Source organism: Niveispirillum fermenti, assembly GCF_048066175.1.
GTDB lineage: Bacteria > Pseudomonadota > Alphaproteobacteria > Azospirillales > Azospirillaceae > Niveispirillum > Niveispirillum fermenti.
Genome location: NZ_JBLTXA010000003.1, coordinates 100,933 through 126,601, shown reverse-complemented (window position 1 = coordinate 126,601; position 25,669 = coordinate 100,933). Strand labels below are relative to the sequence as shown.

Here is a 25,669-nt window from a genome sequence, read left to right as displayed (position 1 = left end):
CAGCAAATGTGTTATAATGTAACGTTTGTCAAGACGCACAGCATGGCGTAAACCCTGCGGCAGGCGCAGATCAGATCGCCGCCCGCCGCCACCGGAGCCTTCATGCCCGTGTCCACGCCGCTGTTGAAAGCCGAGGGGTTGAGCCTGTCGCGGGCGGGACGCGCCGTGCTGGACGACGTGTCCCTGACCGTCAGCGCAGGGGAGATCGTCACCCTGATCGGCCCCAACGGGGCCGGCAAGACCAGTCTGGTCAAGCTGTGCCTGGGCCTGCTGCCACCCACGGCGGGCCGGGTGGAACGCCGGCCGGGCCTGCGCATCGGCTATATGCCCCAGCGCCTCTCCGTCGATGCCACGCTGCCGCTGACCGTGCGGCGCTTCCTGTCGCTCTGGTCGCGCAGCGGGGAAGCGGAGATGCGCGGCACATTGGCGGAGGTGGGAGCGTCCCATACGATCGACCGCGCCGTGCAGACCCTGTCGGGCGGGGAGATGCAGCGCGTGCTGCTGGCCCGCGCCCTGCTGCGCCGCCCGGACCTGCTGGTCCTGGACGAACCCGTACAGGCCGTGGACGTGCATGGCCAGATCGAACTGTTCGAACTGATCGGCGATATCCGCAACCGCCGGGGCTGCGGCGTACTGCTGGTCAGCCACGACCTGCATCTGGTCATGGCCCGCACCGACACGGTGCTCTGCCTGAACCGGCATGTCTGCTGCCAGGGCAAGCCCGAGGACGTGTCGCGCCATCCTGAATACACGGCCCTGTTCGGCCGCCATGCAGAGGCACTGGCCGTCTATCACCACAGCCATGACCACAGCCACGCCGATGATGGCTGCGTGGTGCCGGCGGGGCAGGAACATACCCCCCACAGCCACCATCATCACCATGACCATGGGCGGCACGGGCACGGCCATCATCATCCGGCGGGGCATGACCATGGATGATTTCCTGGTTCGGGCATTGCTGGCCGGTATCGGCATGGCGCTGGTCACGGGGCCGCTGGGCTGCGTCGTCGTCTGGCGGCGTATGGCCTATTTCGGGGACACCCTGTCCCATTCGGCCCTGCTTGGCGTGGCACTGGGCTTTCTGGCCGGGATCGGGGCCGGGGCCGGCATCGTGCTGGTCTGTCTGGTCATTGCCGTTTCGCTGACCCTCCTCCAGGAACAGCGACGGCTGGCCAGTGACACGCTGCTGGGCATCATCTCGCATTCCACGCTCAGCCTGGGGCTGGTCGCCATGGCGTTGCTGGGGTCGGTGCGGGTGGATCTGCTGTCCTATCTGTTCGGCGACATTCTGGCCGTCGCCGACGCGGACCTTTACGCCATCTGGGCCGGCGGGGCTGTCGTGCTGGCGCTGCTGGCCTGGATCTGGCGCGGGTTGCTGGCCCTGATCGTGGATGAGGATCTGGCCCGTGTCGAAGGCGTGCCCGTGCGCCGCATCCGGCTGGGCTTCACGCTGCTGATCGCCGTCACCATCGCGCTGGCCATGAAAATCGTGGGCATTCTGCTGGTCACGTCGCTGCTGATCATCCCGGCGGCCACGGCCCGGCGCTTCGTGCGCGGGCCGGAAGCCATGGCCCTGCTGTCCGTCCTGATCGGCATGGGCACGGTGGTAACGGGGCTTGCCGCCTCGCTCTGGGCTGATTTGCCGACGGGACCGGCCATCGTGTCGGCCGGCGCTTTCCTGTTCCTGATCAGCCACCTGCTGCCGGCCCGCGCGGCTGCGTAGCGACCGCGTGGTCATGGCCCACGCATGGGGCGCTGGCGATTGAAGGGCATGATGCAGCAGGCAGGAAGACCCCCGCCGTCCGGGCAGGAACAGCGGGGGTCAGCCCTACTCTGGAGACATGGCCGCACCTGGAACCTCCCGGGCCGGACACCGCCTTTTTGAAGGGGCGGGGTCGGCGGGGTCCGGATATGCCGGGAGGCCGGCCCGTTCATCGCCGATCCCCCGGGGCCGGATGGGCTGGGGTACGGGGGATTTTGCCGGTGCCGTCGGATGGGGTTTGCACCGGGTGGCGATACCTCTTCCACGCTGCCCCCGGCTGGTCCCTGTCGCGTAGGCTTGGTAATTTTTCCCGCACAGGGGCGCGACAGTCCCCTGTGCCCCGCCGCGTGGAAGGGGCATGCTGGCGACGAAGCGGTTGCCGTCACCGCTGGATCCGCCGGGGCGCGACGCCCGGATATCCAGCGCCGCCGGACGGGTTCGGAACGAAGAGAAGCAGGTGACCGTGACGCCGATGACGGCTGCGGAGCAGGTGCTGGACGATGACACGCTGCTGGCCCTTATCGCCGATGGCGACCGGGCGGCCTTTGCCGTGCTGGCCACCCGGCACAGCGCCAGGGCCCTGTCCGTTGCCCAGCGTATTCTGGGCAGTGCCGCCGAGGCGGACGAGGTGGTACAGGAGGCGTGGGTGAAGGTCTGGACCCGGGCCGGCCAGTGGCAGGCGGGCGGTTCGGCCCGGTTCCCCACCTGGCTGCACAGGGTCGTCGTCAACCAATGCATCGATCGCCGGCGGCGGCAGGGGTTCGAGGCGCTGGACGACGCACCCGACGTTCCCGACCCGGCACCCGCCGCTGGCACGCTGGTGGCGCGTCGGCAGGTATCGGCAAAGATGGAGGCGGCCCTTGCGGGCCTGCCGGAGCGGCAAAGGGCGGCCGTCGCCCTTTGCTATTACGAGGAGATGAGCGCCGCCGAGGCCGGGCGGGTGATGGACTTGTCGGTGCCAGCAGTGGAATCGCTGCTGGCCCGCGCCCGCCGCGCCTTGCGCAGCCGGCTGACCGCCCTGGGGATTACGGGCGTGGGGGAGGATGAGACATGAGGGAACCGAAGCAAGATGCGGATCGGGAGACGGCCATGGGGATGGCCACCTTCCGGAGCCTGCTGGAGCAGTACGGCGCCGCACCGGACCGCTGGCCTGCCGAATGGCGTGGCCCGGCCCAGGCATTGCTGGCGAGCACCAGAGAGGCACACGCGGCCCTGCGACAGGCCGCGGCCCTGGACGGACTGCTGGACATGGCCCCGCGGCCCGACACAGGGGCCGATCGCGTGGCCCGGGTCGTGGCCGGGGCCCTGGCCGACCTGCCCGCACGGCAGCCGGTGCGGCGGCCGCCCCCTTTTGCACAGCGTCTGCGCCGCTGGGTGGATACACTTGCCCCCGTCTGGCCCCGCACAGCCGGGCTGGCGGCCTGCACCGCGGCCGGAATCCTCGTCGGCACCGTGACACCGGCGACAGGCCCCGCCCCCGCGGTCACCGCCGTCACGGCCACCGCCGGCAATGATCTGGCCGGCGCCCTTTTCACCCCGTCCGCCCTGGAAAGCCTGTTCCAATGAACCGCAACCGCCTGATCCAGACCGCGCTGCTGGCGTCGGTCGGCCTCAACCTTTTCCTGCTGGGAACGCAGGTTCCCCACTGGCTGGCGCCCACCCCGCCCCATCCGCCACGCATGATGGCGGACGGTCCGGAGGGCCCCCCGGGCTTCGGTGGTCCCATGATCGCCCTGCGGCGGAAAATCGATGATCTTCCGCCAGCCGATGCCCAGATACTTCGGGATCATTTCGAAGGCGATATGGAAAAATTCGCCGAGCGCGCCAAAACATTCCGGAGCCGTATCGATAACCTTCGTGATCTGATGCAGGCCGACCCCTTCGACGCCGCCGCCCTGCGCACGGAGTTGGAGAAGGCCGCAGCCGAACGTCAGGCGATGGAGCGTGGCCAGACCGATACGATCATCGCCGTCCTGGAGAAATTGTCGCCGGAGGGAAGACGCCGCCTGACGGAGATGCGCGGCCCCCGCCTGCTGATGAATGACGGGCCGGGCGGCCGCGAACCGGGCATGCCCCCGCCACCGCCCGGTGCCATTCCATTCGACCCGGCCCGCGCCCCGATGGCAGCACCGCCGGGCCCCAGGCCAGGGGAAGGCGACGAGCAGCGCTAGACATCCCCGGCCAGCCCGCCGGGGATGTCCGGAAACAAGCCCCGTTCATGAAAAAACCCGGCGGATGGTTCCGCCGGGTTTTCTTTGTGCAGGGTGAGCGCCGGATTGCACCGACGCCCCTGCCCTTCATCCCGCCTGCCCGCCAGCGGTATTTGCCGCCGGCAGACCGGACAGGGTTCCCAGACGGGAACCCTGTCCATCAGGGCGTCGGTTACTCTGCGGCGGCGGCCGGGGCCGCCAGATTGCGCAGCACGTACTGCAGGATGCCGCCATTCTTGAAATAATCGACCTCGTCCAGCGTGTCGATGCGGCACAGCAGGTCCAGCGTCTCCTTCGACCCGTCGGCGCGGGTGATGGTCAGCGTCAGGTTCATGCGCGGCTTCAGGCCGGCTTCGACACCCACGATGTCGAAGGTTTCCGAGCCATCCAGCTTCAGCGTCTTGCGGTTCACACCGGCCGGGTACTGAAGCGGAAGGATGCCCATGCCGACCAGATTGGACCGGTGGATACGCTCGAAGCTTTCCGCCACCACGGCGCGAACGCCCAGCAGGCGGGTGCCCTTGGCCGCCCAGTCACGCGAGGAACCGGTGCCATACTCGGCGCCCGCGAACACGACCAGCGGCGTGCCCTCGGCCTGATACTTCATGGAGGCATTGTAGATCGGCATGACGTCGCCGGTCGGGACATACTTGGTCACGCCGCCTTCGACACCCGGCACCATCTCGTTCTTGATGCGGATATTGGCGAAGGTGCCACGCATCATGACTTCATGGTTGCCGCGGCGGGCGCCATAGCTGTTGAAGTCGGCGACGGTGACGCCATTCTCCAGCAGGTATTCACCGGCCGGGCTGGCCTTCTTGATGTTGCCGGCCGGGGAGATGTGGTCGGTGGTGATGCTGTCGCCCAGAATGGCGAGCGCACGGGCCCCCTTCACATCGGACACGTCGCCCGGCTGCATGGTGATGCCGTCGAACAGCGGCGGACGCTTCGCGTAGGTCGACTTGTCGTCCCACTTGTAGGTCATGCCCTCGACGGTCTTGATCTTCTGCCACTGTTCCGGACCCTGGAACACGTTGGCATAGCGGCTGACGAACATGTCGCGCGTCAGGAACTGGGCGATCGTGTCCTCGATCTCCTTGTTCGACGGCCAGATGTCCTTCAGGTAGACGGGCTTGCCGTCCTTGCCCGTGCCGATCGGATCCTTGGAGATGTCCAGGTGCAGCGTGCCGGCCAGGGCATAGGCCACCACCAGCGGCGGGGAGGCCAGATAGTTGGCGCGGACCTGCGGGGACACGCGGCCTTCGAAGTTGCGATTGCCCGACAGAACCGACGCGACGGTCAGCTTGCCCGCATCCACGGCGGCGGCGATCGGGTCCGGCAGCGGACCGGAATTGCCGATGCAGGTGGTGCAGCCATAGCCGACCAGATTGAAGCCGAGCTGATCCAGATAGGACGACAGGCCGGCGGCATTCAGATAGTCGGTCACGACCTGGGACCCGGGCGCCAGCGAGGGCTTCACCCACGGCTTGGTCTTCAGGCCCAGTTCCACCGCCTTCTTCGCCACCAGGCCGGCGGCGAACAGCACCGACGGGTTGGAGGTGTTGGTGCAGCTGGTGATGGCGGCGATCACGACATGGCCGTGATCCAGCTTGTAATCGGCACCGGCAACGTCGGTCGGCTGGCTGACGGGGCGGCCGGCAACGTCGGTGGCCAGGAATTCGCCGAATTCCTTGGTGACGTTGGACAGCAGCACGCGGTCCTGCGGACGCTTCGGGCCGGCCAGGGACGGCTCAACCGAACCAAGGTCCAGTTCCAGCGTATCGGTGAAGACCGGCTCGGGCGAGTTGGCATCGCGCCACATGCCCTGGGCCTTGGCATAGGCTTCCACCAGCGCCACGCGGTCGGCGTCGCGGCCGGTGAAGTGCAGGAAGCGGATGGTCTCGGCATCGATCGGGAAGATGCCGCAGGTGGCGCCATATTCCGGGGCCATGTTGGCGATCGTCGCGCGGTCGGCCAGGGTCAGGGCGTCCAGGCCCGAACCGTAGAATTCCACGAACTTGCCGACCACCTTCTTCGCGCGCAGCATCTGGGTGACGGTCAGCACCAGATCGGTGGCGGTCGCACCCTCACGCAGCTTGCCGGTCAGCTTGAAGCCGACGACTTCCGGGATCAGCATGGAGATGGGCTGGCCCAGCATCGCGGCTTCGGCCTCGATACCGCCCACGCCCCAGCCCAGCACGGCCATGCCGTTGACCATGGTCGTGTGGCTGTCGGTGCCGACCAGCGTGTCCGGATAGGCCACGGTCGCGCCGGTCTGGTCGGTATCGGTCCAGACGGTCTGGGCCAGATATTCCAGGTTCACCTGGTGGCAGATGCCGGTGCCCGGCGGCACGACGCGGAAATTGTTGAAGGCCTTCTGGCCCCAGCGCAGGAACTCGTACCGTTCGCCATTGCGCTGGAATTCCAGGTCCACATTCTCGTCAAAGGCCTGCGGGGTGCCGAAGGCATCGACCATCACCGAATGGTCGATGACCAGATCGACCGGGGTCAGCGGGTTGATCTTGGTCGGATCACCACCCAGCGCCACCATGGCCTCGCGCATCGCGGCCAGATCGCAGACGGCCGGAACGCCCGTGAAATCCTGCATCAGCACGCGGGCCGGACGATAGGCGATCTCGCGGTCGGACCGCTTGTCGACCAGCCACTGGGCGACGGCCTTCACGTCGTCCACGCTCACCGTGCGCCCATCTTCGAAGCGCAGCAGGTTCTCCAGCAGCACCTTCATCGAGAAGGGCAGGCGCGATACATCGCCCAGGCCGGCCTTCTCGGCTTCGGGAATGCTGAAATAATCAACGGACTTGCCGCCGACGGTCAATGTGCGGCGGGTTTTCAGGCTGTCGGTGCCGGTGGTCGTGGACATAAGGGGGTGACTCCTCCAACGGGGTCGCGGGAATTAGGCGGGCCGCACCTTCGCCCCGGCTCCAGCGTCCGGGAACAACCGGCCTGCCGAGGATGGCTGTTTCGGTGCGTGGTGTAGCGCTTTTTGCGGTGCGGGGCAAATCCCAGAAGGGGGGATCAGCCCCCCATTTTCGTCGATTTCGCTCAAGGTAGGGGCTTGTTGCGAAACAATCTTAACTGGAGACGGACCTGCGGCCGGATCACCGCCACGGGCCATGCGCCGGGGCCCGCCCCCTGGGCACGACCCGGTAACCGGAGAGCCCGCCCATGGCGGCGGCGGACAGGACGCAGTGCCGGTGATTGAACTGGAAACCCGCCGTGAAACCCGGCACGATCATGGGCGGTGGATGATGAATGGAACGGAACCGGCGAATACCGGAATATGCCCTCGCGCGTTTCCGGCACCAAAAATTACCCGATACGGCCTGCATTAAATGATGAATGGCCCGCGGACATGTCTAGACTTGAAATAATATCTCTTTTGCCGTGGCACGGTTGACAGGGACGGTTTTTTCACAGACATGTCATGCCGTCCGCGCGGGATGCGTTTGGCGCATGGCAGAGTCCATGCCGGCTGAATAAGGCGCGATGGAGGGACCCTGTAGATGTTGTCTTATGCCGTCCGGCGGCTGCTGGAAGCGATCCCGACTTTGCTGGTGATCGTTGCCCTGTCCTTTTTCCTGATGCACTCCGCCCCCGGCGGCCCGTTCGACAGCGAGCGGGTGTTGCCGCCGGAGATCGAGGCCAACCTGAAGGCCGCCTACAATCTGGACAAGCCGGTCTGGCAACAGTTCCTGATCTATCTGGGCAATGCGCTGCAGGGTGATTTCGGCCCCTCCTTCACCTACAAGGATTTCACGGTATCCGAATTGATCGGCACCGGTTTCCCCGTTTCGCTTCGCCTTGGTCTTTCCGCCATTGCCCTGGCCGTGGTGATCGGCTGCACGCTGGGCATCATCGCGGCCATGCGGCAGAATTCAAAGACGGATTATTCCATCATGGGTGTGGCCATGGTGGGCATCACGATCCCGAATTTTGTGATGGCGCCGCTGCTGACCCTGGTTTTCGGCATTTATCTCGGCCTGTTGCCCGTGGCGGGGCTGGGGGATGGGTCGATGCGCCATCTGGTTCTGCCGGTTGTGGCACTGGCCCTGCCGCAGATCGCCATCATCAGCCGCCTGACCCGCGGCGGCATGGTGGAGGTGCTGCGGTCGAACTTCGTGCGCACCGCCCATGCCAAGGGGTTGCCGGAACGCCTGATCATCACCCGGCACACGCTGCGCGCGGCCCTGCTGCCCGTGATCTCCTATCTGGGGCCGGCCGTTGCCGGGCTGGTGACCGGTTCGGTGGTGATCGAGCAGATTTTCGGGCTGCCCGGCATCGGCCGCTATTTTGTGCAGGGTGCCATCAACCGTGACTATACGCTGGTGATGGGCACCGTCATCACCTATGGCAGCCTGATCGTGCTGATGAACCTGCTGGTCGATCTGGTCTATGGCCTGATGGACCCGCGCGTGCGCTACGACTGAGAACTGGAAACCCCCATGGTTCAAGACATCACCGGCAGCGCCACACGGGCGGCCCTGATCGAAAAGGCGGCGGGCGAGGAGGTTCTGGGCCGGTCGCTCTGGCAGGACGCGCGTCGCCGCCTGCTGGCCAACAAGATGGCCGTGGTCAGCATGATCGTGCTGGGCATCATCACCTTGCTGGCGATCTTCGCGGATTTTCTCAGCCCGCATGAATATGACGCGGTCTACTGGGATTATATCGGCGTCGGCCCGACGCTGGAGAACAGCCACTGGTTCGGCACCGATGCCAATGGCCGCGACCTGTTCATCCGCACGCTGTATGGTGCCAAGGTGTCGCTGGCGGTGGGCATCGTCACGACGCTGGTCGCCCTGATCATCGGTGTCGTCTACGGTGCCGTCGCCGGCTATTTCGGTGGTCGCATCGACAGCGTCATGATGCGCATCGTCGACGTGCTCTATTCCATGCCGCTGATGTTCTTCGTGATCATCCTGGTCGTGGTGTTCGGCCGGCACATCATCCTGGTGTTTGCGGCCATCGGCTGTGTCGAATGGCTGACCATGGCGCGTATCGTGCGCGGCCAGACCATGTCCGTGAAGCGCAAGGAATATATCGAGGCGGCCCGCGCCGCCGGCGTGTCCACGCCCAACATCATCCGCCGCCACATCATCCCCAACGTCATTGGCCCGGTCATCGTGTTCGTCACCCTGCTGGTGCCGGTGGTGATCCTGGTGGAAAGCTTCCTGTCCTTCCTGGGCCTGGGCGTGCAGGAGCCGATGACGAGCTGGGGCGTGCTGATTTCCGAAGGGGCCGCCCAGATGGAGAATGCCCCGCACATGCTGATCTTCCCGGCCGTGTTCCTGGCGGTGACGCTGTTCTGCTTCAACTTCATCGGCGACGGGCTGCGCGACGCGCTGGACCCCAAGGACCGCTAAGGGAACGGACAAGATGACCGCAGTTTTGGAAGTCCGCGACCTCCAGGTCCGTTTCGCCACACCCGATGGCGAGGTCAGTGCCGTCAACGGCGTTTCCTTCGATGTAAACGAGGGAGAATGTGTCGGCATCGTCGGTGAGAGTGGTTCCGGCAAGAGCCAGCTTTTCATGTCCGTGATGGGGCTTCTGGCCAAGAACGGCCGGACGCTGGGGTCCGCCCGCTATCGCGGGACCGAACTGGTCGGCATGCCGGTCAAGGAACTGAACAGGATCCGCGGCGACAAGATCGCCATGATCTTCCAGGACAGCATGACCGGCCTGACCCCGCATCTGCGCATCGGCCGCCAGATGACCGAGGTGCTGGTGCAGCACAAGGGCATGAGCAACGCCGACGCCACCAAGCGCGCGCTGGAAATGCTGAACCTTGTGCGGATCCCGGAGGCGGGCCGGCGCCTGACGCAATATCCCCATGAATTGTCGGGCGGCATGCGCCAGCGCATCATGATCGCCATGGCGCTTTTGTGCGAGCCGGAACTGCTGATCGCGGATGAACCGACAACGGCGCTGGACGTGACGGTCCAGGCCCAGATCCTGGACCTGATGGCCGACCTGAAGCGCGTGACCAAGGCCGCCATCGTGCTGATCACCCATGATCTGGGCACCGTCGCCGGCCTGTGCGACAAGGTGCAGGTCATGTACGGTGGCCGGTTCATGGAGACGGGCACCGTGCGGGACATCTTCTATTCCCCCGCCCACCCTTACGCCGCCGGCCTGCTTTCCTCCATGCCGCGCCTGACGGAGGAACGGTCGGAAACGCTCTATGCCATTCCCGGCCAGCCGCCGAACCTGCAGCGCCTGCCCAAGGGCTGCCCGTTCCAGGAACGCTGCGATTTCGTGCATGACCGCTGCGTAAGCGAATTGCCGCTGCTGCGCGAGGTCGGGCCCGGCCATGCCAAGGCCTGCCACCTGGTCAGTCTTCAAAACCCCGTTTCCGATCCGGCCGCCCCGTCGCTGCCGGTCGGCGAATAAGGCACGGAGTATGCACCCCATGTCCAAGGAACTGCTCCGCGTCTCCGACCTGAAGGTCCATTTCCCCATCCGCACCGGCGGCGTCCTGATCGGGCGGTACACGCCGCTGAAGGCCGTGGACGGCGTCTCCTTCGCCCTGGGCGAGGGAGAGACCCTGGGCATCGTGGGCGAGTCCGGCTGTGGCAAATCCACGCTGGGCCGTGCCATCCTGCAGCTCATCAAGCCGACCGACGGACAAGTGCTGTTCATGGGCTCGGAACTGACGGGCGTGGGGGCGGAGGTGATCCGCCAGAAGCGGGAGGACATGCAGATCGTCTTCCAGGACCCGCTGGCCAGCCTGAACCCCCGCATAACCATCGGCGACATCATCGCCGAGCCGCTGACCGTCTTCCGGCCCAAGATGCCCAAGGCCGAGCGCAAGGCCCTGGTCAAGGACATGATGGCCAAGGTCGGCCTGCTGCCGCAGATGATCAACCGCTATCCGCACGAATTCTCCGGCGGGCAGTGCCAGCGCATCGGCATCGCGCGGGCCATGATCCTGAAGCCGAAAATGGTCGTCTGCGACGAGCCCGTGTCCGCCCTGGACGTGTCGATCCAGGCCCAGATCGTCAACCTGCTGATGGATCTGCAAAAGGAGATGGGCCTGTCGCTGCTGTTCATCAGCCACGACCTGTCTGTCGTGCGCCATGTCAGCCACCGCGTCATGGTGCTTTATCTGGGAAAGGTGATGGAGATCGCGGATCGCGACGCCATCTATGCCGCCCCCCTGCACCCCTATACCCAAGCGCTGATTTCCGCCGTGCCGGTGCCGGACCCGGATGTCGAGAAGAACAAGGAGCGGATCGTGCTGGGCGGCGACCTGCCCAGCCCCATGAACCCGCCGTCCGGCTGTGTCTTCCGCACGCGCTGCCCGCGTGCGACGGAAGAATGCGCCAATCTGACACCCAAGCTGGAGGAAAAGGCCCCCGGCCATCAGGTGGCCTGCCACCATTGGGGCCTGCCCGACCGCAAGCTGGTCTGACCCGGCCTGATACGGCGCCACAGCAAAAGGGGACTGCCGGCAGGCCGGTGCCCCCTCCTGAGCAAAACCCTACTGGATGATGATGACCGGGAACATGTTGGCCCGGATGCTCTTGTCCAGTTCGGTATCCATGTCGGCTGCCAGGTCGCGGACCAGGCCCAGCATGGTCTTTTCCCGGCCGGCCAGGGTCACGTCCTCTGCCACCGTGGTGGCGCGGGCGACGGTGGCGGACACGCTGCCGTTATAGCCGCGCGAGGTGCCCTCCACCACGACCTCCACCTGGACCTTGCCCGCATATTTCTGCGACTGGTCCTTGGTGAACCAGCCCCGGATGCCCTTGGTCCGGTCCAGGTCCTCTTCCTTCACCGAGGCGTCGTGGATGATGACGCGGGCCCGGCCCTGCGGACCACCGGCCTTCAACCGGGACGTGGCCCAAAGCCGGACCGAATCCGACGGCGTCAGCGGGATCAGGTGATCCACGTTGGGCGGCTTCATGGGGGGCACATAGGGGCTTTCCACCTCGATGCTGGCCACATCCAGCACGATCGGCTCCCGCGTCGTGAAATCGACACCGGCGGACTGGGCCGCGGCGGGCAGGATGGACAGGAACGGCGTGGCCAGGGCCAGGGTCAGCAGCGAGCGGCGCAGCATGGGGCGGTCCTTGGGAGCGGCAAGGGGGGAAGACAAGGGTCTGAAACGGAAGGTTGCCGCCAGGGCGTGGCGGTTTCATGGCGCCTATCCTGCCTCTTTGGTGGGCAGGCGGGCAAGGCCGGATTAAGCCATCCGCACCGCAAATCCGCCCATCACCGGCGAAGCGATCCTCAGGCCAGCGTGTCGATCAGGCCAACATGTCGATCAGGCCAGCGTGTCGATGGCGCTGCGTTCCATCTCATCCTGGGTGCGGATGGTGGCAAGATTGGCCTGGAAGGCCCGCAGGGCGGTCATCTGGCCGACGCTTTCGCCGACGATATCTACATTCGGCGCGGCGACAAGCCCATCGGCATTGGCGTCGGGGCTGTCCGGCTGATATTCGGGCAGATAGGCCGGCGTGGTTGGTCGTGCGACAACCCGCGTCCCCTGGCCCTGGCCGCCAGGCCCGGCCACACTGGTTTGACTGGCTGTCTGCGGCTGGTAGGGCTGGCTCTGGCCAGGTTGCACGGTGCCGTCGGCTGCGGGAATCGCCCCTGTGCTGCGCAGGTTCGCAACGTTGCCGGCGCTGACGGCCAGACGCTGGGTCTGCGCCAGGGCGCCGGACAGGGCGATATTAATGCCGCCGATGGACATGGGGGAAGGTCCTTGGGGGTCACGCGGATGTTGCCAGCATGACCCGGGCCGCCGGCATCGGCAAGCGCGGGAAAGGATAGGGCTGAAAAGCAACGGCCGGTCCCCGGAAGGGAGACCGGCCGCAGCCCGGACCACATTGATTGAGACGATGGAGAGCGGGCAAAAGCCCGCCCCCGATCAGAACGAGTAGGACAGCGTGGCGACGAAGCGGGAATTGCCCAGCGGGGCGGCATTCTTCACGTCGGTGTCGACATACTTGACGTCCAGGGCGAACGGCTCGAAATCGACCGTCACGCCGACCTGGTAGTCCTGATAGTCTTCCAGCAGGGCGCTGTCGAACTCGTTGAAGCCGATGGCGCCATAGACCGACACGGTGTCGGTCACGGCATAGGCCAAGCCGGTGTTGAAGTACCAGCCGTCACCGCCCTGCGTGCCGTAGAATTCCGGCGACCAGTAGGCGGAGCCAGACAGCGTGAACTTGTCGAGCGCATATTCCAGGTTCAGGCCGAACTCGAAGAAGTCATACTTGGCGGAGCTGTCAGCACCCGGATAGGTGTAGTAGTTGCCGACGATCGAATAGGAGAAATTGTCGATCGTGTTGCCGTAGCCGATATAGACATCCAGCTCGACATCGGCATCGGCGCCGAGATCGACGTTGGAGCCCCAGGCGCCGGCGAAGAAGCCGCTTTCATGACCGACTTCAAGGCCCAACTGGACGGCGGGGTCTTCTTCGGTCTGGCTGTAGCCACGGAACACATAATCGCTGGTCAGGGCGGCCGAGCCGGAGAAGGAGAACGGCCCGTCCTCGGCATGGGCAGCGCCAGCGGCGCCCAGCATGGTGACGGCAACCGCGGTGGAGGCGAGCAACCGGGAGAAACGCATGAACCACTCCTTATGAGGCATTTATATGGTTGGGGTCCGCACGCAGTGCAGCAAATATGATGCCACTTGCTGCGCGAGGCCCTTACAAGGCCGGATTATGAGGGTTTTCAATCGCAGCGCCTAGAACCGGCGCATGCTGCCCTGCAACAATCCCCGGGAGTGTTGCAAAATAAATACGCAGTTGCCCAAGGGTTGCTTAAAAAACCACCAAAAAGTCCATAAAATGACACAAGCCGCCCTGAAAAGGGCGGCTTGTGCAAAAATGACGGTTCGGGAAGCGTCAGATGTAATAGGCGTGCAGCGGAGCGAACCCGTTGAAATTGACCGCAGAATAGGTGGTCGTATAGGCACCGGTCGCCATGATCGTCACCTTGTCGCCAATCTTCAGCGAGGTCGGCAGGCGATATTCCGCCTTTTCATAAAGCACATCGGCACTGTCGCAGGTCGGGCCCGCCAGGATCACGGGCTCGGCCGGGCCGTCACGCTCGCTGCGGATCGGGTACTGGATGGCCTCGTCCATGGTCTCGGCCAGACCGCCGAACTTGCCGATATCCAGATAGACCCAGCGCTTGTCGTCATTGGCCGACTTGCGGGAGATCAGCACCACTTCGGACTGGATGATGCCGGCATTGCCCACCATGCCGCGGCCCGGCTCGATGATGGTTTCCGGCAGGCGATTGCCGAAATGGCGGCGCAGGCTCTCGTTGATGGCCTCGCCATAGGCCTGGCTGGTCGGCACGTCCTTCAGATAGCGCGTCGGGAAGCCACCGCCCATATTGACCATGCGCAGCAGCACACCCTTCTCCTCGCAGCCGCGGAAGATGGCGGCGGCCGTGGACAACGCCACGTCCCACTGCCGCAGGTCGCGCTGCTGGCTGCCGACATGGAACGACACGCCATAGGGCACGACATTCATGCCAGCCGCCTGGATCAGCAGGTCGCGCGCCATATCCGGCTCGCAGCCGAACTTGCGCGACAGGGGCCAGTCAGCCCCCTCGCCGGATGTCAGGATACGGCAGAAGACGCGCGCGCCGGGCGCGTTCTCGGCGATCTTCTCCAGTTCCTCGATGCTGTCGAAGGCGAACAGGTCCACGCCCAGGGCGTGGGCGGTGCGGATATCGCCGGCCTTCTTGATCGTGTTGCCGAAGCTGATCCGGTCGGCCGTGGCACCGGCATCCAGGCAATACTGGATTTCCGGCACGGACGCCGTGTCGAAGCTCGACCCGCGCTCCACCAGCAGGCGCAGAATCTCCGGCGCGGGATTGGCCTTCACCGCATAGAAGATGCGGCTGTCGGGCATGGCACCGGCCAGCTTGCCGAAATTGTCGGCAACGACATCCAAATCCACGACCAGGCAAGGGGTGGCGGGGGTCTGTTCAGCGAAAAAACGGGCGATCTTCTCGGTCATCGGGGACTCCGAGGCGGCATGGCGATGATAATGAAGGGTGAAAGGCTCTCTGCCGGACCCCGACAGGGTCCGGTTCCGCCCAAGCGTGCCGCCTTTCGCGGCCGGCCCAGGCGGGTCAGATACTGGTCATGACGCCAGGGAGAACCGACACCCCATGGCCAGGGGTCCGGTCGGAATGGAAAATGGAAACGAAGGGCACGGCCGGCCCCCCGACAACAACAACATCCATCGTAGCCTCCAATTCGCCGCCTTGTTTAAGGGACGGACGGGGATACGCTTTACGTCGTTGCATAACCCCACCGGGTCGACGGCTCCGTCCCTCTCTTGAAAATGACAGGCGGGACGGGTGTGGGGGCCATAGGCACGTGCGCTGCGATAAGCGGCTATATAGGGCCGAACCCCCGGTGGGCAAAGAAGTTTTTTGTGTCTGGACCGTGAAATTCCGCATAGGACGGGTGACCTGCGCACAAATCAAAATTTTGCCACTTTCCCGCAAGAGTTTGGACACGCGGGCCGGTCAGGTTGGGCCGTGGCAGCGCCGGTACGTTTGAGACACCCCGTGCCGGCGGGATTCCAGGCCCCACCTGTGAAGATCTGCCCGAAACTGTCGATCCCGCCCCGGATCGACGCTATTGCGGCCACCGCACAAGCCCCCGCGGTGGCCGTTTCTTTGCCCGCATTTTGTGCCCCCTTTTTGTCGCCGGTTCTGGCATCGTGGCGCCCTGACCGCCCGTTCCCTGCCAGGAGCCGTATCCTTGACCGAAGGCCAGGCCTCCGCGCCCTCTTCCGATCTGCTCGCCGCGCGCAGCCTCACCTGCCTGCGGGGCGAGCGTGTCGTCTTCACGGCGCTGGATTTCACCCTGCCCGCCGGCGGCGCACTGGTCCTGGTGGGGCCCAACGGCAGCGGCAAGTCCAGCCTGCTGCGCCTGCTGGCCGGTCTGTCGCGCCCCTTTGCCGGCGCCTTGCTGTGGAACGGGGCCGATATCATCCAGGACCCGGACGCCCACCGCGGCCGCCTGCGTTACGCCGGGCATCAGGATGCAGTGAAACCCACCCTGACGGCGCTGGAGAACCTTTCGGTCTGGGCCGGGCTGGACGGGTTGCCCGAACCGGAGGACCGGTCGCGCCAGGCCCTGCGGCGCATGTCCATGGCGCATGTCGCCGACATGCCGGGCCGCTATCTGTCCGCCGGTCAGAAGAAGCGCGTGAATCTGGCCCGGCTGGCCCTGGCGCCGGCAGCACTGGCACCGCTATGGCTGCTGGACGAGCCGGCGACGGCGCTGGACCGCGATTCGATCGACCGTCTGGCCGCCCTGATCGCCGCCCACCGGGCCGATGGCGGGATGGTCGTGCTGTCCACCCATAGCGAGTTGGATGTGCCGGACGCCATCATGCTGGATATGGCCGCGTTCGGCCCCGCTGCTGCGGAGCCGGCGCCATGACAGGGTTCCTGCGGCTGTTGCGCCGTGATCTGCGGCTGGCCCTGCGCCAGGGCGCCGACGCCGCCATGGCCGTGCTGTTCTTCGTGCTGTGCGTCGTGATGTTCCCGTTCGGCATCGGGCCGGAACCGGGCCTGCTGTCGCGCATCGCGCCCGGCGTCATCCTGGTCGCTGCCCTGCTGGCCTCGCTTTTGTCCCTGGACCGGCTGTTCCAGGCGGATATGGATGATGGCTCGCTGGAATTGCTGGCCCTGTCGCTCCTGCCCCTGGAAGGCGTGGCGGCGGCCAAGATCACGGCCCATTGGCTGGTGACGGGTGTGCCGCTGATCCTGGCATCCCCGCTGCTGGCCCTGTTCCTCAATCTGCCGGGGGAAGGCTTTCCGATCCTGCTGGGAACGCTGGCGCTGGTCACGCCGCTTTTGAGCCTGATCGGCGGGATCGGGGCCGGATTGACGCTGGGGGCACGGCGGGGCGGGGTACTGCTGCCGCTGCTGGTGCTGCCCCTCTACATCCCCGCCCTGATCTTCGCTGCCGCCGCCATTGATGCCACCCTGACAGGCCAGACCGCGCGCCCGCACCTGCTGCTGCTGGGCGGATTGCTGGCCGCCGCCCTGCCGCTGGCCCCCTGGGCCGGGGCCGCCGCCTTGCGCGCCGCGCTGGACTGATCGCCCTGGACTGTTCCCCGATCGGGGAACCGGGAAAGACCCATCCACACCTTGGATATAGTCCATTGGCGATTCGCGGCTTGCCCATTCGGGGTAGTTTCCCTTAAATTCCCCTCGCCGGCGCCAGTGCCGGCACCGCGGGCGCCTGATCGTCCGCAAGCAGGTTCCATCCCGGCCATCACAGCCGGGCACAGGGCCGACGGCACTGACGGGGGGTTCAAGGGGTGATCGGCATCTTCAAGCGCAGCCGACAGGTGATCATCGTCGAGGATGATGGCGAGGCGAAGCCCGTCACCTTCGCCGACCGGCACCGGCCGCTGCTGCTGGCCGCCACACTGGCCGTGGCCGTCACCACCTCCATCGGCTGGATCGCCACGACAGTGGCGTTGCACAGCAGCCGCAACAGCATCGCACAGGTCGACCAGGGCGCCCAGGGTCTGGCCCGGCAGCTTGCCGACAGCCGGGAGCATATTTCCCGCATCGCCGGCGAACTTGAAAATGCCAGAGAAGCACTGGGCGCGGCGCTGGAGGAGGAACAGGCCTCCCGCGCGCGGGTGCAGGCAGCATTGGACGTGCTGATCGCCGCCGACAGGTCCGGCAGCAAGCAGACCCCGCGTCAGGTCCTGGCGGCCGTGCGCACCGAACTGGCCCCGCTGCGCATCGGCGTGGCGGAAGGCGGCAGCCATCTGCGCGCCGCGCAGGAATCGTTGCAGATGGTGACCGATGTCAGCCATGACATCGCCGCCCGCCGGGCCCAGGCCGCCATGGCCGCGCTGGCCCTGGCCATCGACGGTCTGGACGCGCCGGCCGATGCGCCGCCCACGCTGGTGCTGGCGGGCCAGGGCCTTGCCCGTACCCTGGCGGAGGCACAGGCCGAATCGCTGCGCAACCGGAGCGAGGCGGAAACGATGCGGGCCGAGCGCGACGCGATGGCCGCGACCCTGGCCGCCGCCGAACAGCGCATGGGCGAGGTGGCGGCCGGCCAGGTGGCCCTGCTGACCCGGCTGGCCGAACATACGGAACTGCGCTCCGGCGCCATCGAGGGCGAGTTGCGCGAGACCGGCATCGATCTGGAACAGGTGCTGACCGCCATGGAGGATGGCACCCCGCGCGGGGTTGGCGGCCCGCTGGTCGGCCTGCCCGATCTGCCCACGGCGGCACTGCCGCCGGAGGCGCGCGTCGCATTGACCCAGCTCGAATCGCGGCTGGAGCGTCAGGCGCGGCTGCGCGCCGTGAAGCATTACCTGCCCCTGACGCCACCGGTGGACAATTTCTACGTCTCCAGCGGTTTCGGCAGCCGGCGCGACCCGTTCACCAATGATTGGGCCTCCCATACCGGCCTGGACCTGGTGGCGCGTGAAGGGTCACCCGTCACCCTGCCCGCCGCCGGCCGCGTCATCCGGGCGGGCTATGATCCCGGATATGGCAACATGGTGGAGGTGGATCATGGTTTCGGCATCCATACCCGCTATGCCCATATGAAGAAGATCAGCGTCAAGCGGGGGGAGAATCTGGACCCCGGCCGCGCCCTGGGCACCCTGGGCAGCACCGGCCGCAGTTCCGGTCCCCACCTGCATTACGAGGTGCTGCTGGACGGCAAGCCCGTCAATCCGCTGCGTTTCATGGAACGCGGCCGGCACCTGTGCGAGGGATAGGGACCCGGTCCCGCGCGCCTTCCGGGGTCAGAAACCCGATCCCGGCAGCGCCAGATAGGCCAGCTCGTCGGGCGTACTCTCCCGCCCCAGCATCTTGTTGCGATGGGGAAAGCGGCCATATTGCGCGATCACGGCCAGATGGCGGCAGGCGTAATCCAGCAGCGTCGGGTCGCGCGTGCGGTTGGCGAACAGCCGGACGGCCAGCCGCTGGTCCTCGATCTTCTCTGAATGCTCGAACGGAAGATAGATGAACAGGCGCTGATTGTCGGGCAGCATCAGATCCTGCTCCCGGGCCACGGCATCGGTGGCGACCAGCAGCGCCTGTTCGTCGCTGGCAAAGGCACGGGCGGTACCGCGGAACATGTTGCGCGGCGCCTGGTCCAACAGGATGCAAAGCGCCAGCGTGCCTTCCGGCGTCATCGTCCAATCCGCCAGATCGCCAGCCGAAGCGGCCAGATGGGCGGCCAGCAGGCGCTGTGTCACCAGCACATCGAAATCCGGCCCGCCGCCGAACCATTTTGCCGGCCCCGCCTCGTCGAACCAGAAGCTGAGGACGCCATCGACATCACTGGCCCGCATGCGGCCTTCTCCTCCTGCGCGGCCAGCGGCCGCCTTGTTCTGCCGCTGCCGGCATCATGGTCGGAAAACAACAGATGAGGCCAGCGGCACCGGATGTCCAGCATCCACGCCGATTATTCCGGCATCCGCACCATTCCCGGGCGCCGGTCATGCCTGCCCCGACCCGCTTTCCGCCGCCGCACGGCCGGCGATGCGGCGCGCCAGTTCGGCCAGGCACTCCTCCCGCGTGGGGCGATAGTCGCGGGCGGCCCACCAGCCTTCGACGCCGGCCAGCAGCAGGCCGATATCCGGGCCGGGCGGAATGCCCAGGTCGATCGCGTCGCGCCCCTTCAACGGGAAGGGCACCTGAATCCAGGTCGCCGCATCGGCCAGCGCCTCCAGCAGTTCCACGGCAGGCGTGCGCCGGGAAGCTGCCGACAGCAGCAGCAGGTCGCGGTACAGTTCCGGTCCCAGCTTCTGCAGCGCATGCCGCCGGCTGGTCACGGTCAGATCAGGATGCACATCCACGGTCGGGGCGCACAATGCCAGCAGATGGCTGCGATTGGCGTTGGACAGGCGCAGCCGCTCGGCCACGTCGGTCGCGGCACTCAGGCTCGGGGGCAGCAGGGCGGCCAGATGCGCCATGGGATGCGCCTCCCCCACCAGCCATTCCAGCCGGTCCAGGGCGGCCAGCCGGTCGGTATCCAGCGCCTGCGGCAGGATCTGCGCCACGACGCCGCAACCGGCCATCAGGCGCCAGACCTCCACCACCCGGTCCTGGACCAGGATGCGCGTCACCTCCTGCTGCACCCGCTCTCCCGACAGGGAAGGCAGCAGCGGGGCCAGCGACGCACAGGCGGCCAGGCCGTCGGGGTCGGGCCGGCCCTGGCCGAACCGGCCATGGAACCGGAAGAAGCGCAGGATGCGCAGCACATCCTCCGCGATCCGTTCCCGGGCGGCACCGATGAAGCGCACACGCCCCGCGCGCAGGTCGCGCACGCCGCCGAACGGGTCGTAAAGCTCCCCTTCCGGCGTCAGCGACATGGCATTGAAGGTGAAATCGCGCCGGCCCGCATCGACCAGCCAATCGTCGGTGAAGGCGACGACGGCATGGCGGCCATCGGTCTCCACATCCCGGCGCAGGGTGGTGATCTCGAACGACGCCCCCTCCGTCACGGCTGTCACGGTGCCATGCGCGATGCCCGTGGGCACAACCCGGATGCCGTCCTGGCGCAGCCGCCGCGTCACCTCATCGGGCAGCAGCGGGGTGGCGATGTCGATATCGCTGGCCTGAACGCCCAGCAGCGCATCGCGCACGCAGCCGCCGATGAAGCGCGCCTCCTGCCCCGTGCGCATCAGCGATTGCATGACCCGCCGCGCCGCCGTGCCGGCCATCAGGCCGACGGGGCCGGGGTGGGCGGTCGGCAGGTCCGGCTGTTCCCCCACCCCCTCCATTGCTTCAGCCTTTCAGGCCGAAAAATTCGAGCTGCCAGACCATCTCGCTGTCCGACATGGGATAATGGCTGCCGTCGCGGGCGTTCAGGACGGAGGAAGGCGGGATGTTCGCGATGCGGAGCTGCACCTGGCGGCACAGACGCATGGACAGTTTCGCCTTCCAGCACAGGGCCGTGACGCCGCGTGCGCTCTGTCCGCCAATGATCTTGTCCACCGCCTCCAGCGGGGCGCCGGCCCGCAGGGACAGCGCGCCCAGCACAAAGCCGCGGTCACCCTTCGTCAGCGCCTCGGTGATCATCTCCTCGTCCAGTTTGCCTGCGGCGTGCGCCTTACGCGCGCGGTCCATGGGGCGTTCCTTCGGCTCCTCTTCCTCCGCGGGGTCGGCGATGCCCAGCGGTTCGGCCCCGCCCCGCGCAGGATTGCCGGCATTGGCGCGCTGCTGCACCGCGCTCCGGATGGCGCCGCGCACATCGGCCGGCAGGTCGGTGCGGGTTTCCAGGACCTTCAGCAACTGTTCGCTGACAAAGCCCGCGATGCGCGCCGCGGCCTGGGGCGGCAGGGACGGACGGCGGACCAGCGGGCTGTGCCACGGCTCGAACCTGGGCGCCATGTCGATGATCCGGTCCAGCGTCTCTTCCCGGATCTGGGCGGACTGGTTGCCCAGAAGGGCGGCCACGGCCGCCTCGTTCTGCGTGCGGGCGACAGCCTCGGAAACCGATCCCGACAGGCCGGCCCGTTCCGCGATGGCCACCAGCTTGCCGTCCATGGGCTGACTGCCGATGATCGACAGCAGATCGTCATCGGTCAGCAACGGCGAATGGCGCAGGACCGGGCCGCTGACCGACAGTTCCAGGTCACGGGCCAGTTGCTGGACCAGATGCGGCGGGGCGGCGTCGGTATCCTTCAGCGTTTCGGCCACGACGCGGCGCACGGCGATGGCCTGGTCGCGGGCCAGCGCCTCAACGATGTCCAGCGTCATCCGCTCCAACTGGCCCACACGATCCGCCGTCAGCGATGGCAGCAGCCGGGCGATCTTGCGCGCCAGGCCGCTGCGCACCTCCTCGTCGGGATCGCCGCACAGCAGAAGATCGGCCTGGCGCGGGGTCGAATCGTTGCGGGCGATTTCCCGCCGCACCTCCGCGCTGGCATCGTTGGCCAGGAAGAACAGGATTTCAGGCTGGGTGTCCGCGCGGCTGGCGACCAGCCGCCTGTCCCCCGTGTCCTGGCTGGCGGCCAGCTTCTTCGCCGTCTCATAGTCCAGGGGGATGCGCGAACCTGACATGCCCGAAACCCGCATTGATCGTTCCATCCATCGGACGGTTCGGCCCGACGGCCTACCTGTCCTGCGCCGGTCCCGCCGGCTCGAATCCCGGTGCCAGCGCGCGATGGCCCTTGCCCATGCGCTTGGCAGCATACATTCCCTGGTCGCCCCGGTCGACAAGCCCCTGTGCAGGCTCCCCCGAACCGCCGCGATAGAAGGCGACACCGACGGAGACACCCAGCGGCTTGTCGTGCGTCGCCGACAGGGGCCGCAGGAACTCCGCCGCCTCGCGCAGCAGGCGGTCGGCCACGGCCAGCGCCTGCCCCTGGTCCACGCGGTCGATCCAAAGCACGAACTCGTCCCCGCCCAGCCGGCCCGACAGGTCGCCCGGGCGTGCCAGCCGTCCCAGCAGCTCGCCCACGGCGCGCAGCACGTCATCGCCGGCCCCATGGCCCAACTTGTCGTTGACCGCCTTGAAATTGTCGAGATCGAAATAGAGCAGGGCCGAACCGCCACCCGTCTGCTTGTCCAGCCGCGCCTCCAGCATCTCCATGAAGGTGCGGCGGTTGTAGAGGCCGGTCAGCCCGTCGCGCTCGGAAAGGGTCTTCAGCCGTTCCTGGTAACGGGCCTGGGCCACGGCCACGCCCACCTGGTCGGCGATGGCCTGGACCATGGACAGGTCATCCTCGTTCCAGTCCTGGCCGTCGTCGCGCCAGACCAGCACGGCGCCGTTGACCTCGTGGCGGAAAAGGGTCCGGGTGGCCAGCAGGGTCCAGCCGCCGGCCCGGCTGATGGTAGGCGTCGGCTGTCCGGCCACCTGTTCCAGGAACGGTGCGATGGCCGGGCGGAGCCCTTCCGGCAGCAGGCCCTGGCCGGCTGCGCGGGAGAAGACATCGCCCGTGCGGGCATAGAGCATGGCCCCGCCGGCACCCGTGGCGTTGACGGCCACGCCCACCGCAATCTCCAGCGTCTTGGCCGGGTCCACGTCGTCGCGCGTGGAGGAGACGATATAGCCCAGATATTTCTCGCGCAGGCGGACCTGGGCCAGTTCCATGCCCTTTACGCGCGCTTCGGTAATGTCGCGGCAGGCCCCGCGCGCGCCGATCCAGCCGCCATCCACCCCGATCAGCGGCACGGCGGAGGAGATCAGGCAGGCGGCCTCCCCATCCTTGGCCCGCAACCAGACCTCCGTCCGTTCGATCCCCACGGCCGTATCGAAGGGCAGCGGCTGGTCGGCGAAGTCGGACAGCACGAATTCCGACGGGTGGCGTCCGATCAGGTCATCGGGATGGTAGCCGATGGCCCCCGCCGAGGAGACGAAAACGAATCGCCCGTCCGGCCCCACTTCCCATGCAAAATCGGACGAGACATCGACGAGATCCTTGTAGCGCTGGCGCGACTCGGTCAGGGCATGCCGCAGACGCCGTTCCAGCGTCACATCGCGGCCCAGGCAGGCGACGATGCCCTGGGGCAGCAGCACGGTCGTGAATTCCACCACTCCCGGTCCACTGCCGGTTTCCACAGGCACCGAGCGGCAGGGTTCGTTCAGCGCGCCGCCGGTCCCCACCCAGCGGGCCAGTTCCGTCAGCCAGCCATCATGCCGGCTGGCCATCACCCGCGCCGACTCGTTCCAGGAGCGCACCCGTCCGTCGCCGCAAATGGCCAGCGCCGGGCCGGGCCAGCCATGCATAAGGCCTGCCAGGGCATCCGCACCATCGCCGGGCGGTATCGAACCTTCATCGGGGGGCAAGGCGGCCATGCTCCTGTCAAAGCCCTGGGGGACAACAGCAAGTGGTACTCCACTCCCGCCGCCGGGTCCATCGCACTTGCGGTCCCTGCCGGGCATGATCATCTTAAGGACATGATGAAAGTCGATCACCAAACCATTCCGCCGCCCGCGGGTTCACCGGTTGCCGATCCCTTCGCCCATGTGGACCAATGGGTGTTCGATCTGGACAACACGCTTTATCCCGCCCGATGCAACCTGTTCGCACAGGTCGATGTCCGCATCACGGATTATATCGCGCGCGAACTGGCACTGGACCGGGAGGCGGCACGGGCCCGGCAGAAGGATTATTATCTGCGCCACGGCACATCGCTGCGCGGCATGATGATCCATCACGGCATGGATCCGGCGGCCTTCCTGGATTATGTCCACGATATCGACGTGACGCCGGTGGCCCCCTCGCCCGCCATGGCGGCGGCCCTGCGCGCGCTTCCGGGACGCAAGCTGGTCTTCACCAACGGGTCGGTGCGCCATGCGGAGAATGTGCTGACGCGGTTGGGGGTGGCGGACCAGTTCGACGGCATCTTCGACATCGTCGCCGCCGATTACGTGCCAAAGCCCGATCCTGCGACCTATGCAGCCATGGCCCGCCGCTTCGCGCTGGAACCGTCGCGCGCCGTGATGGTGGAGGATCTGCACCGCAATCTGGGGCCCGCCGCCGAGATGGGGATGACCACCGTCTGGGTGCGCACCGAAAGCGAGTTCTCGCACCCGGAGATGAAGGGAGAGTTCAAGCCGCAGGCCATCCAGCATCCCGGCCCGCATGTGCATCACGTCATCGATGATGTGGAAACCTGGCTGGAGGGGCTGGCGGCGCGCCGGCGCTGATCGCGCGCCCCGCACGGCAGGGGGCTCGGGCGGGGATGGCCGGCGCCCCTGGGGGGGCATGGACCGGCGCCCCCTGGGGGGCATGGACCGGCGCCCCTGGGGGGCATGGGCGCCCTGCGGGCACCCGCGTTGACAGGGCGGATGGGGACGCACAAAGTCCCCGCCGATCTTGAAACCGACGATAGGGACAGCCCCCGCGATGACCAGCCACGCCGATCTCGCCCGTATCATCGACCAGGCCTGGGAAGACCGGGCCAGCCTTGGCTTTTCCACCACGGGCGACGTGCGCGACGCCGTGAACCGGGCCCTGTCGCTGCTGGATGCCGGCGATGCCCGCGTGGCCGCCAAGGTGGACGGCGCCTGGGTCGTCAACCAGTGGCTGAAGAAGGCGGTGCTGCTGTCCTTCCGCCTGAATGACAACAGCATGATCGCCGGCGGCCCCGGCGGCGCCTACTGGTGGGACAAAGTGCCGTCCAAGTTCGAGGGCTGGGACGAGAATGCCTGGCGCCAGGCCGGCTTCCGCGCCGTCCCGGGCAGCGTCGTGCGCCGCAGCGCCTATGTCGCCCCCGGTGTCGTGCTGATGCCCGGCTTCGTCAATGTCGGCGCCTTCGTGGACCAGGGGACCATGGTCGATACCTGGGCTACGGTCGGTTCCTGCGCCCAGATCGGCAAGAACGTGCATCTGTCCGGCGGCGTCGGCATCGGCGGCGTGCTGGAACCGCTGCAGGCCGGCCCCGTGATCATCGAGGATGATTGCTTCATCGGCGCGCGGTCCGAAGTGGTGGAAGGCGTGATCGTGGAACAGGGTGCCGTGCTGTCCATGGGCGTGTTCATCAGCGCCACGACCAAGATCATCGACCGCACCACGGGCGAGGTGTTCGTGGGCCGTGTCCCGGCCTATTCGGTGGTGGTCCCCGGCAGCCTGCCGGGCAAGCCGCTGCCCGACGGCACGCCCGGCCCGTCCCTGTCCTGTGCCGTGATCGTGAAGCGGGTGGATGCCCAGACCCGCTCCAAGACCTCCATCAATGACCTGCTGCGCGACTGATA

The 25,669-nt window shown here is 66.8% G+C and carries 23 protein-coding genes; 14 read left to right on the top strand and 9 right to left on the bottom strand.

All coding sequences use genetic code 11. The features are described from left to right. Positions 1-102 precede the first annotated feature (102 nt). The 5 genes from znuC (at position 103) to ACM9LZ_RS04065 (ending at position 3,933) form a co-directional block, all read left to right on the top strand. The gene (gene znuC / locus ACM9LZ_RS04085) at positions 103-939 is read left to right on the top strand and encodes a zinc ABC transporter ATP-binding protein ZnuC (RefSeq protein ID WP_445376559.1); all 837 of its coding nucleotides are present in this window, start codon (positions 103-105) and stop codon (positions 937-939) included. Then, on the top strand, positions 932-1,723 hold the full coding sequence (locus ACM9LZ_RS04080; RefSeq protein ID WP_416618269.1) for a metal ABC transporter permease: 792 nt from the start codon (positions 932-934) through the stop codon (positions 1,721-1,723). The genes znuC and ACM9LZ_RS04080 overlap by 8 nt, the downstream gene beginning before the upstream one ends. A 397-nt stretch (positions 1,724-2,120) precedes the next feature. Then, a complete protein-coding gene (locus ACM9LZ_RS04075) occupies positions 2,121-2,816 on the top strand; it encodes an RNA polymerase sigma factor (protein ID WP_416618075.1) in 696 nt (231 codons plus the stop codon). Next, the gene (locus ACM9LZ_RS04070; protein WP_416618074.1) at positions 2,813-3,328 is read left to right on the top strand and encodes a hypothetical protein; all 516 of its coding nucleotides are present in this window, start codon (positions 2,813-2,815) and stop codon (positions 3,326-3,328) included. The genes ACM9LZ_RS04075 and ACM9LZ_RS04070 overlap by 4 nt, the downstream gene beginning before the upstream one ends. After that, positions 3,325-3,933: a periplasmic heavy metal sensor gene (locus ACM9LZ_RS04065; RefSeq protein ID WP_416618073.1), complete on the top strand. Its 609-nt coding sequence runs from the start codon at positions 3,325-3,327 to the stop codon at positions 3,931-3,933. The genes ACM9LZ_RS04070 and ACM9LZ_RS04065 overlap by 4 nt, the downstream gene beginning before the upstream one ends. Positions 3,934-4,144: 211 nt before the next feature. Here the strand turns inward: ACM9LZ_RS04065 and acnA are convergent, their stop codons facing one another. Beyond that, a complete protein-coding gene (gene acnA, locus ACM9LZ_RS04060) occupies positions 4,145-6,853 on the bottom strand; it encodes an aconitate hydratase AcnA (RefSeq protein WP_416618072.1) in 2,709 nt (902 codons plus the stop codon). Between the two features lie 643 nt (positions 6,854-7,496). Between acnA and oppB the strand changes: the two genes are divergently transcribed. From oppB to ACM9LZ_RS04040, 4 genes are read left to right on the top strand one after another with little or no spacing between them, the layout of a single operon-like run. Continuing rightward, positions 7,497-8,420, top strand: a complete 924-nt coding sequence (gene oppB, locus ACM9LZ_RS04055) for an oligopeptide ABC transporter permease OppB (protein ID WP_416618071.1) — start codon at positions 7,497-7,499, stop codon at positions 8,418-8,420. Positions 8,421-8,435: 15 nt separating this feature from the next. Further along, entirely contained in the window at positions 8,436-9,353 is a 918-nt protein-coding gene (locus ACM9LZ_RS04050; RefSeq protein WP_416618070.1) for an ABC transporter permease subunit, read from the top strand. A gap of 13 nt (positions 9,354-9,366) precedes the next feature. Beyond that, positions 9,367-10,380 (top strand): ABC transporter ATP-binding protein, encoded by a 1,014-nt coding sequence (locus ACM9LZ_RS04045; RefSeq protein ID WP_416618068.1) that lies wholly within the window; start codon positions 9,367-9,369, stop codon positions 10,378-10,380. 19 nt (positions 10,381-10,399) lie between these two features. Next, positions 10,400-11,401 (top strand): ABC transporter ATP-binding protein, encoded by a 1,002-nt coding sequence (locus ACM9LZ_RS04040; RefSeq protein WP_416618066.1) that lies wholly within the window; start codon positions 10,400-10,402, stop codon positions 11,399-11,401. A 69-nt stretch (positions 11,402-11,470) separates the two neighbouring features. Here the strand turns inward: ACM9LZ_RS04040 and ACM9LZ_RS04035 are convergent, their stop codons facing one another. From ACM9LZ_RS04035 to ACM9LZ_RS04020, 4 genes are all read right to left on the bottom strand, one after another. Continuing rightward, a complete protein-coding gene (locus ACM9LZ_RS04035) occupies positions 11,471-12,052 on the bottom strand; it encodes a hypothetical protein (RefSeq protein ID WP_416618065.1) in 582 nt (193 codons plus the stop codon). Between the two features lie 204 nt (positions 12,053-12,256). Continuing rightward, entirely contained in the window at positions 12,257-12,685 is a 429-nt protein-coding gene (locus ACM9LZ_RS04030; protein WP_416618063.1) for a flagellar basal body rod protein FlgC, read from the bottom strand. Between the two features lie 177 nt (positions 12,686-12,862). Further along, positions 12,863-13,567, bottom strand: coding sequence for a TorF family putative porin (locus tag ACM9LZ_RS04025; RefSeq protein WP_416618062.1), 705 nt, complete (start codon positions 13,565-13,567; stop codon positions 12,863-12,865). 280 nt (positions 13,568-13,847) lie between these two features. Then, entirely contained in the window at positions 13,848-14,975 is a 1,128-nt protein-coding gene (locus tag ACM9LZ_RS04020) for a type III PLP-dependent enzyme (RefSeq protein WP_416618061.1), read from the bottom strand. Positions 14,976-15,730: 755 nt separating this feature from the next. On the opposite strand from ACM9LZ_RS04020, the gene ccmA reads away from it, so the two are divergent. The 3 genes from ccmA to ACM9LZ_RS04005 all read left to right on the top strand — a co-directional run bounded on the left by ccmA (position 15,731) and on the right by ACM9LZ_RS04005 (position 18,734). Further along, positions 15,731-16,417: a heme ABC exporter ATP-binding protein CcmA gene (ccmA, locus tag ACM9LZ_RS04015; protein ID WP_416618060.1), complete on the top strand. Its 687-nt coding sequence runs from the start codon at positions 15,731-15,733 to the stop codon at positions 16,415-16,417. Continuing rightward, entirely contained in the window at positions 16,414-17,079 is a 666-nt protein-coding gene (ccmB, locus tag ACM9LZ_RS04010; protein ID WP_416618058.1) for a heme exporter protein CcmB, read from the top strand. Before ccmA ends, ccmB begins: the two co-directional genes overlap by 4 nt. Positions 17,080-17,303: 224 nt before the next feature. Continuing rightward, positions 17,304-18,734: a peptidoglycan DD-metalloendopeptidase family protein gene (locus ACM9LZ_RS04005; protein ID WP_416618057.1), complete on the top strand. Its 1,431-nt coding sequence runs from the start codon at positions 17,304-17,306 to the stop codon at positions 18,732-18,734. Positions 18,735-18,761: 27 nt separating this feature from the next. Here the strand turns inward: ACM9LZ_RS04005 and ACM9LZ_RS04000 are convergent, their stop codons facing one another. From ACM9LZ_RS04000 to ACM9LZ_RS03985, 4 genes are all read right to left on the bottom strand, one after another. After that, positions 18,762-19,313 (bottom strand): DUF924 family protein, encoded by a 552-nt coding sequence (locus tag ACM9LZ_RS04000; protein ID WP_416618056.1) that lies wholly within the window; start codon positions 19,311-19,313, stop codon positions 18,762-18,764. Between the two features lie 147 nt (positions 19,314-19,460). Then, the gene (locus ACM9LZ_RS03995; RefSeq protein ID WP_416618055.1) at positions 19,461-20,747 is read right to left on the bottom strand and encodes a CCA tRNA nucleotidyltransferase; all 1,287 of its coding nucleotides are present in this window, start codon (positions 20,745-20,747) and stop codon (positions 19,461-19,463) included. 4 nt (positions 20,748-20,751) lie between these two features. Next, on the bottom strand, positions 20,752-22,029 hold the full coding sequence (locus ACM9LZ_RS03990) for a DUF2336 domain-containing protein (protein ID WP_416618054.1): 1,278 nt from the start codon (positions 22,027-22,029) through the stop codon (positions 20,752-20,754). Between the two features lie 52 nt (positions 22,030-22,081). Then, positions 22,082-23,758 (bottom strand): sensor domain-containing diguanylate cyclase, encoded by a 1,677-nt coding sequence (locus tag ACM9LZ_RS03985; RefSeq protein WP_416618053.1) that lies wholly within the window; start codon positions 23,756-23,758, stop codon positions 22,082-22,084. A 111-nt stretch (positions 23,759-23,869) separates the two neighbouring features. On the opposite strand from ACM9LZ_RS03985, the gene ACM9LZ_RS03980 reads away from it, so the two are divergent. Further along, entirely contained in the window at positions 23,870-24,622 is a 753-nt protein-coding gene (locus tag ACM9LZ_RS03980; protein ID WP_416618052.1) for a pyrimidine 5'-nucleotidase, read from the top strand. Positions 24,623-24,821: 199 nt separating this feature from the next. After that, entirely contained in the window at positions 24,822-25,667 is an 846-nt protein-coding gene (gene dapD / locus ACM9LZ_RS03975; protein ID WP_416618051.1) for a 2,3,4,5-tetrahydropyridine-2,6-dicarboxylate N-succinyltransferase, read from the top strand. Positions 25,668-25,669: the final 2 nt, after the last annotated feature.

Excerpts from the sequence above, each read along its gene's own strand:
- ACM9LZ_RS04045 (WP_416618068.1), top strand. The coding sequence starts at position 9,367 with ATGACCGCAGTTTTGGAAGTCCGCGACCTCCAGGTCCGTTTCGCCACA.
- ACM9LZ_RS04075 (WP_416618075.1), top strand. The coding sequence starts at position 2,121 with ATGCTGGCGACGAAGCGGTTGCCGTCACCGCTGGATCCGCCGGGGCGC.
- ccmB (WP_416618058.1), top strand. The coding sequence starts at position 16,414 with ATGACAGGGTTCCTGCGGCTGTTGCGCCGTGATCTGCGGCTGGCCCTG.
- oppB (WP_416618071.1), top strand. The coding sequence starts at position 7,497 with ATGTTGTCTTATGCCGTCCGGCGGCTGCTGGAAGCGATCCCGACTTTG.
- ACM9LZ_RS04025 (WP_416618062.1), bottom strand. The coding sequence starts at position 13,567 with ATGCGTTTCTCCCGGTTGCTCGCCTCCACCGCGGTTGCCGTCACCATG.
- ACM9LZ_RS03995 (WP_416618055.1), bottom strand. The coding sequence starts at position 20,747 with ATGGAGGGGGTGGGGGAACAGCCGGACCTGCCGACCGCCCACCCCGGC.
- ACM9LZ_RS04020 (WP_416618061.1), bottom strand. The coding sequence starts at position 14,975 with ATGACCGAGAAGATCGCCCGTTTTTTCGCTGAACAGACCCCCGCCACC.
- dapD (WP_416618051.1), top strand. The coding sequence starts at position 24,822 with ATGACCAGCCACGCCGATCTCGCCCGTATCATCGACCAGGCCTGGGAA.
- acnA (WP_416618072.1), bottom strand. The coding sequence starts at position 6,853 with ATGTCCACGACCACCGGCACCGACAGCCTGAAAACCCGCCGCACATTG.
- znuC (WP_445376559.1), top strand. The coding sequence starts at position 103 with ATGCCCGTGTCCACGCCGCTGTTGAAAGCCGAGGGGTTGAGCCTGTCG.
- ACM9LZ_RS04080 (WP_416618269.1), top strand. The coding sequence starts at position 932 with ATGGATGATTTCCTGGTTCGGGCATTGCTGGCCGGTATCGGCATGGCG.
- ACM9LZ_RS03990 (WP_416618054.1), bottom strand. The coding sequence starts at position 22,029 with ATGTCAGGTTCGCGCATCCCCCTGGACTATGAGACGGCGAAGAAGCTG.
- ACM9LZ_RS03980 (WP_416618052.1), top strand. The coding sequence starts at position 23,870 with ATGATGAAAGTCGATCACCAAACCATTCCGCCGCCCGCGGGTTCACCG.
- ACM9LZ_RS04070 (WP_416618074.1), top strand. The coding sequence starts at position 2,813 with ATGAGGGAACCGAAGCAAGATGCGGATCGGGAGACGGCCATGGGGATG.
- ACM9LZ_RS04065 (WP_416618073.1), top strand. The coding sequence starts at position 3,325 with ATGAACCGCAACCGCCTGATCCAGACCGCGCTGCTGGCGTCGGTCGGC.
- ACM9LZ_RS04030 (WP_416618063.1), bottom strand. The coding sequence starts at position 12,685 with ATGTCCATCGGCGGCATTAATATCGCCCTGTCCGGCGCCCTGGCGCAG.
- ACM9LZ_RS04050 (WP_416618070.1), top strand. The coding sequence starts at position 8,436 with ATGGTTCAAGACATCACCGGCAGCGCCACACGGGCGGCCCTGATCGAA.
- ACM9LZ_RS04040 (WP_416618066.1), top strand. The coding sequence starts at position 10,400 with ATGTCCAAGGAACTGCTCCGCGTCTCCGACCTGAAGGTCCATTTCCCC.
- ACM9LZ_RS04000 (WP_416618056.1), bottom strand. The coding sequence starts at position 19,313 with ATGCGGGCCAGTGATGTCGATGGCGTCCTCAGCTTCTGGTTCGACGAG.
- ACM9LZ_RS04035 (WP_416618065.1), bottom strand. The coding sequence starts at position 12,052 with ATGCTGCGCCGCTCGCTGCTGACCCTGGCCCTGGCCACGCCGTTCCTG.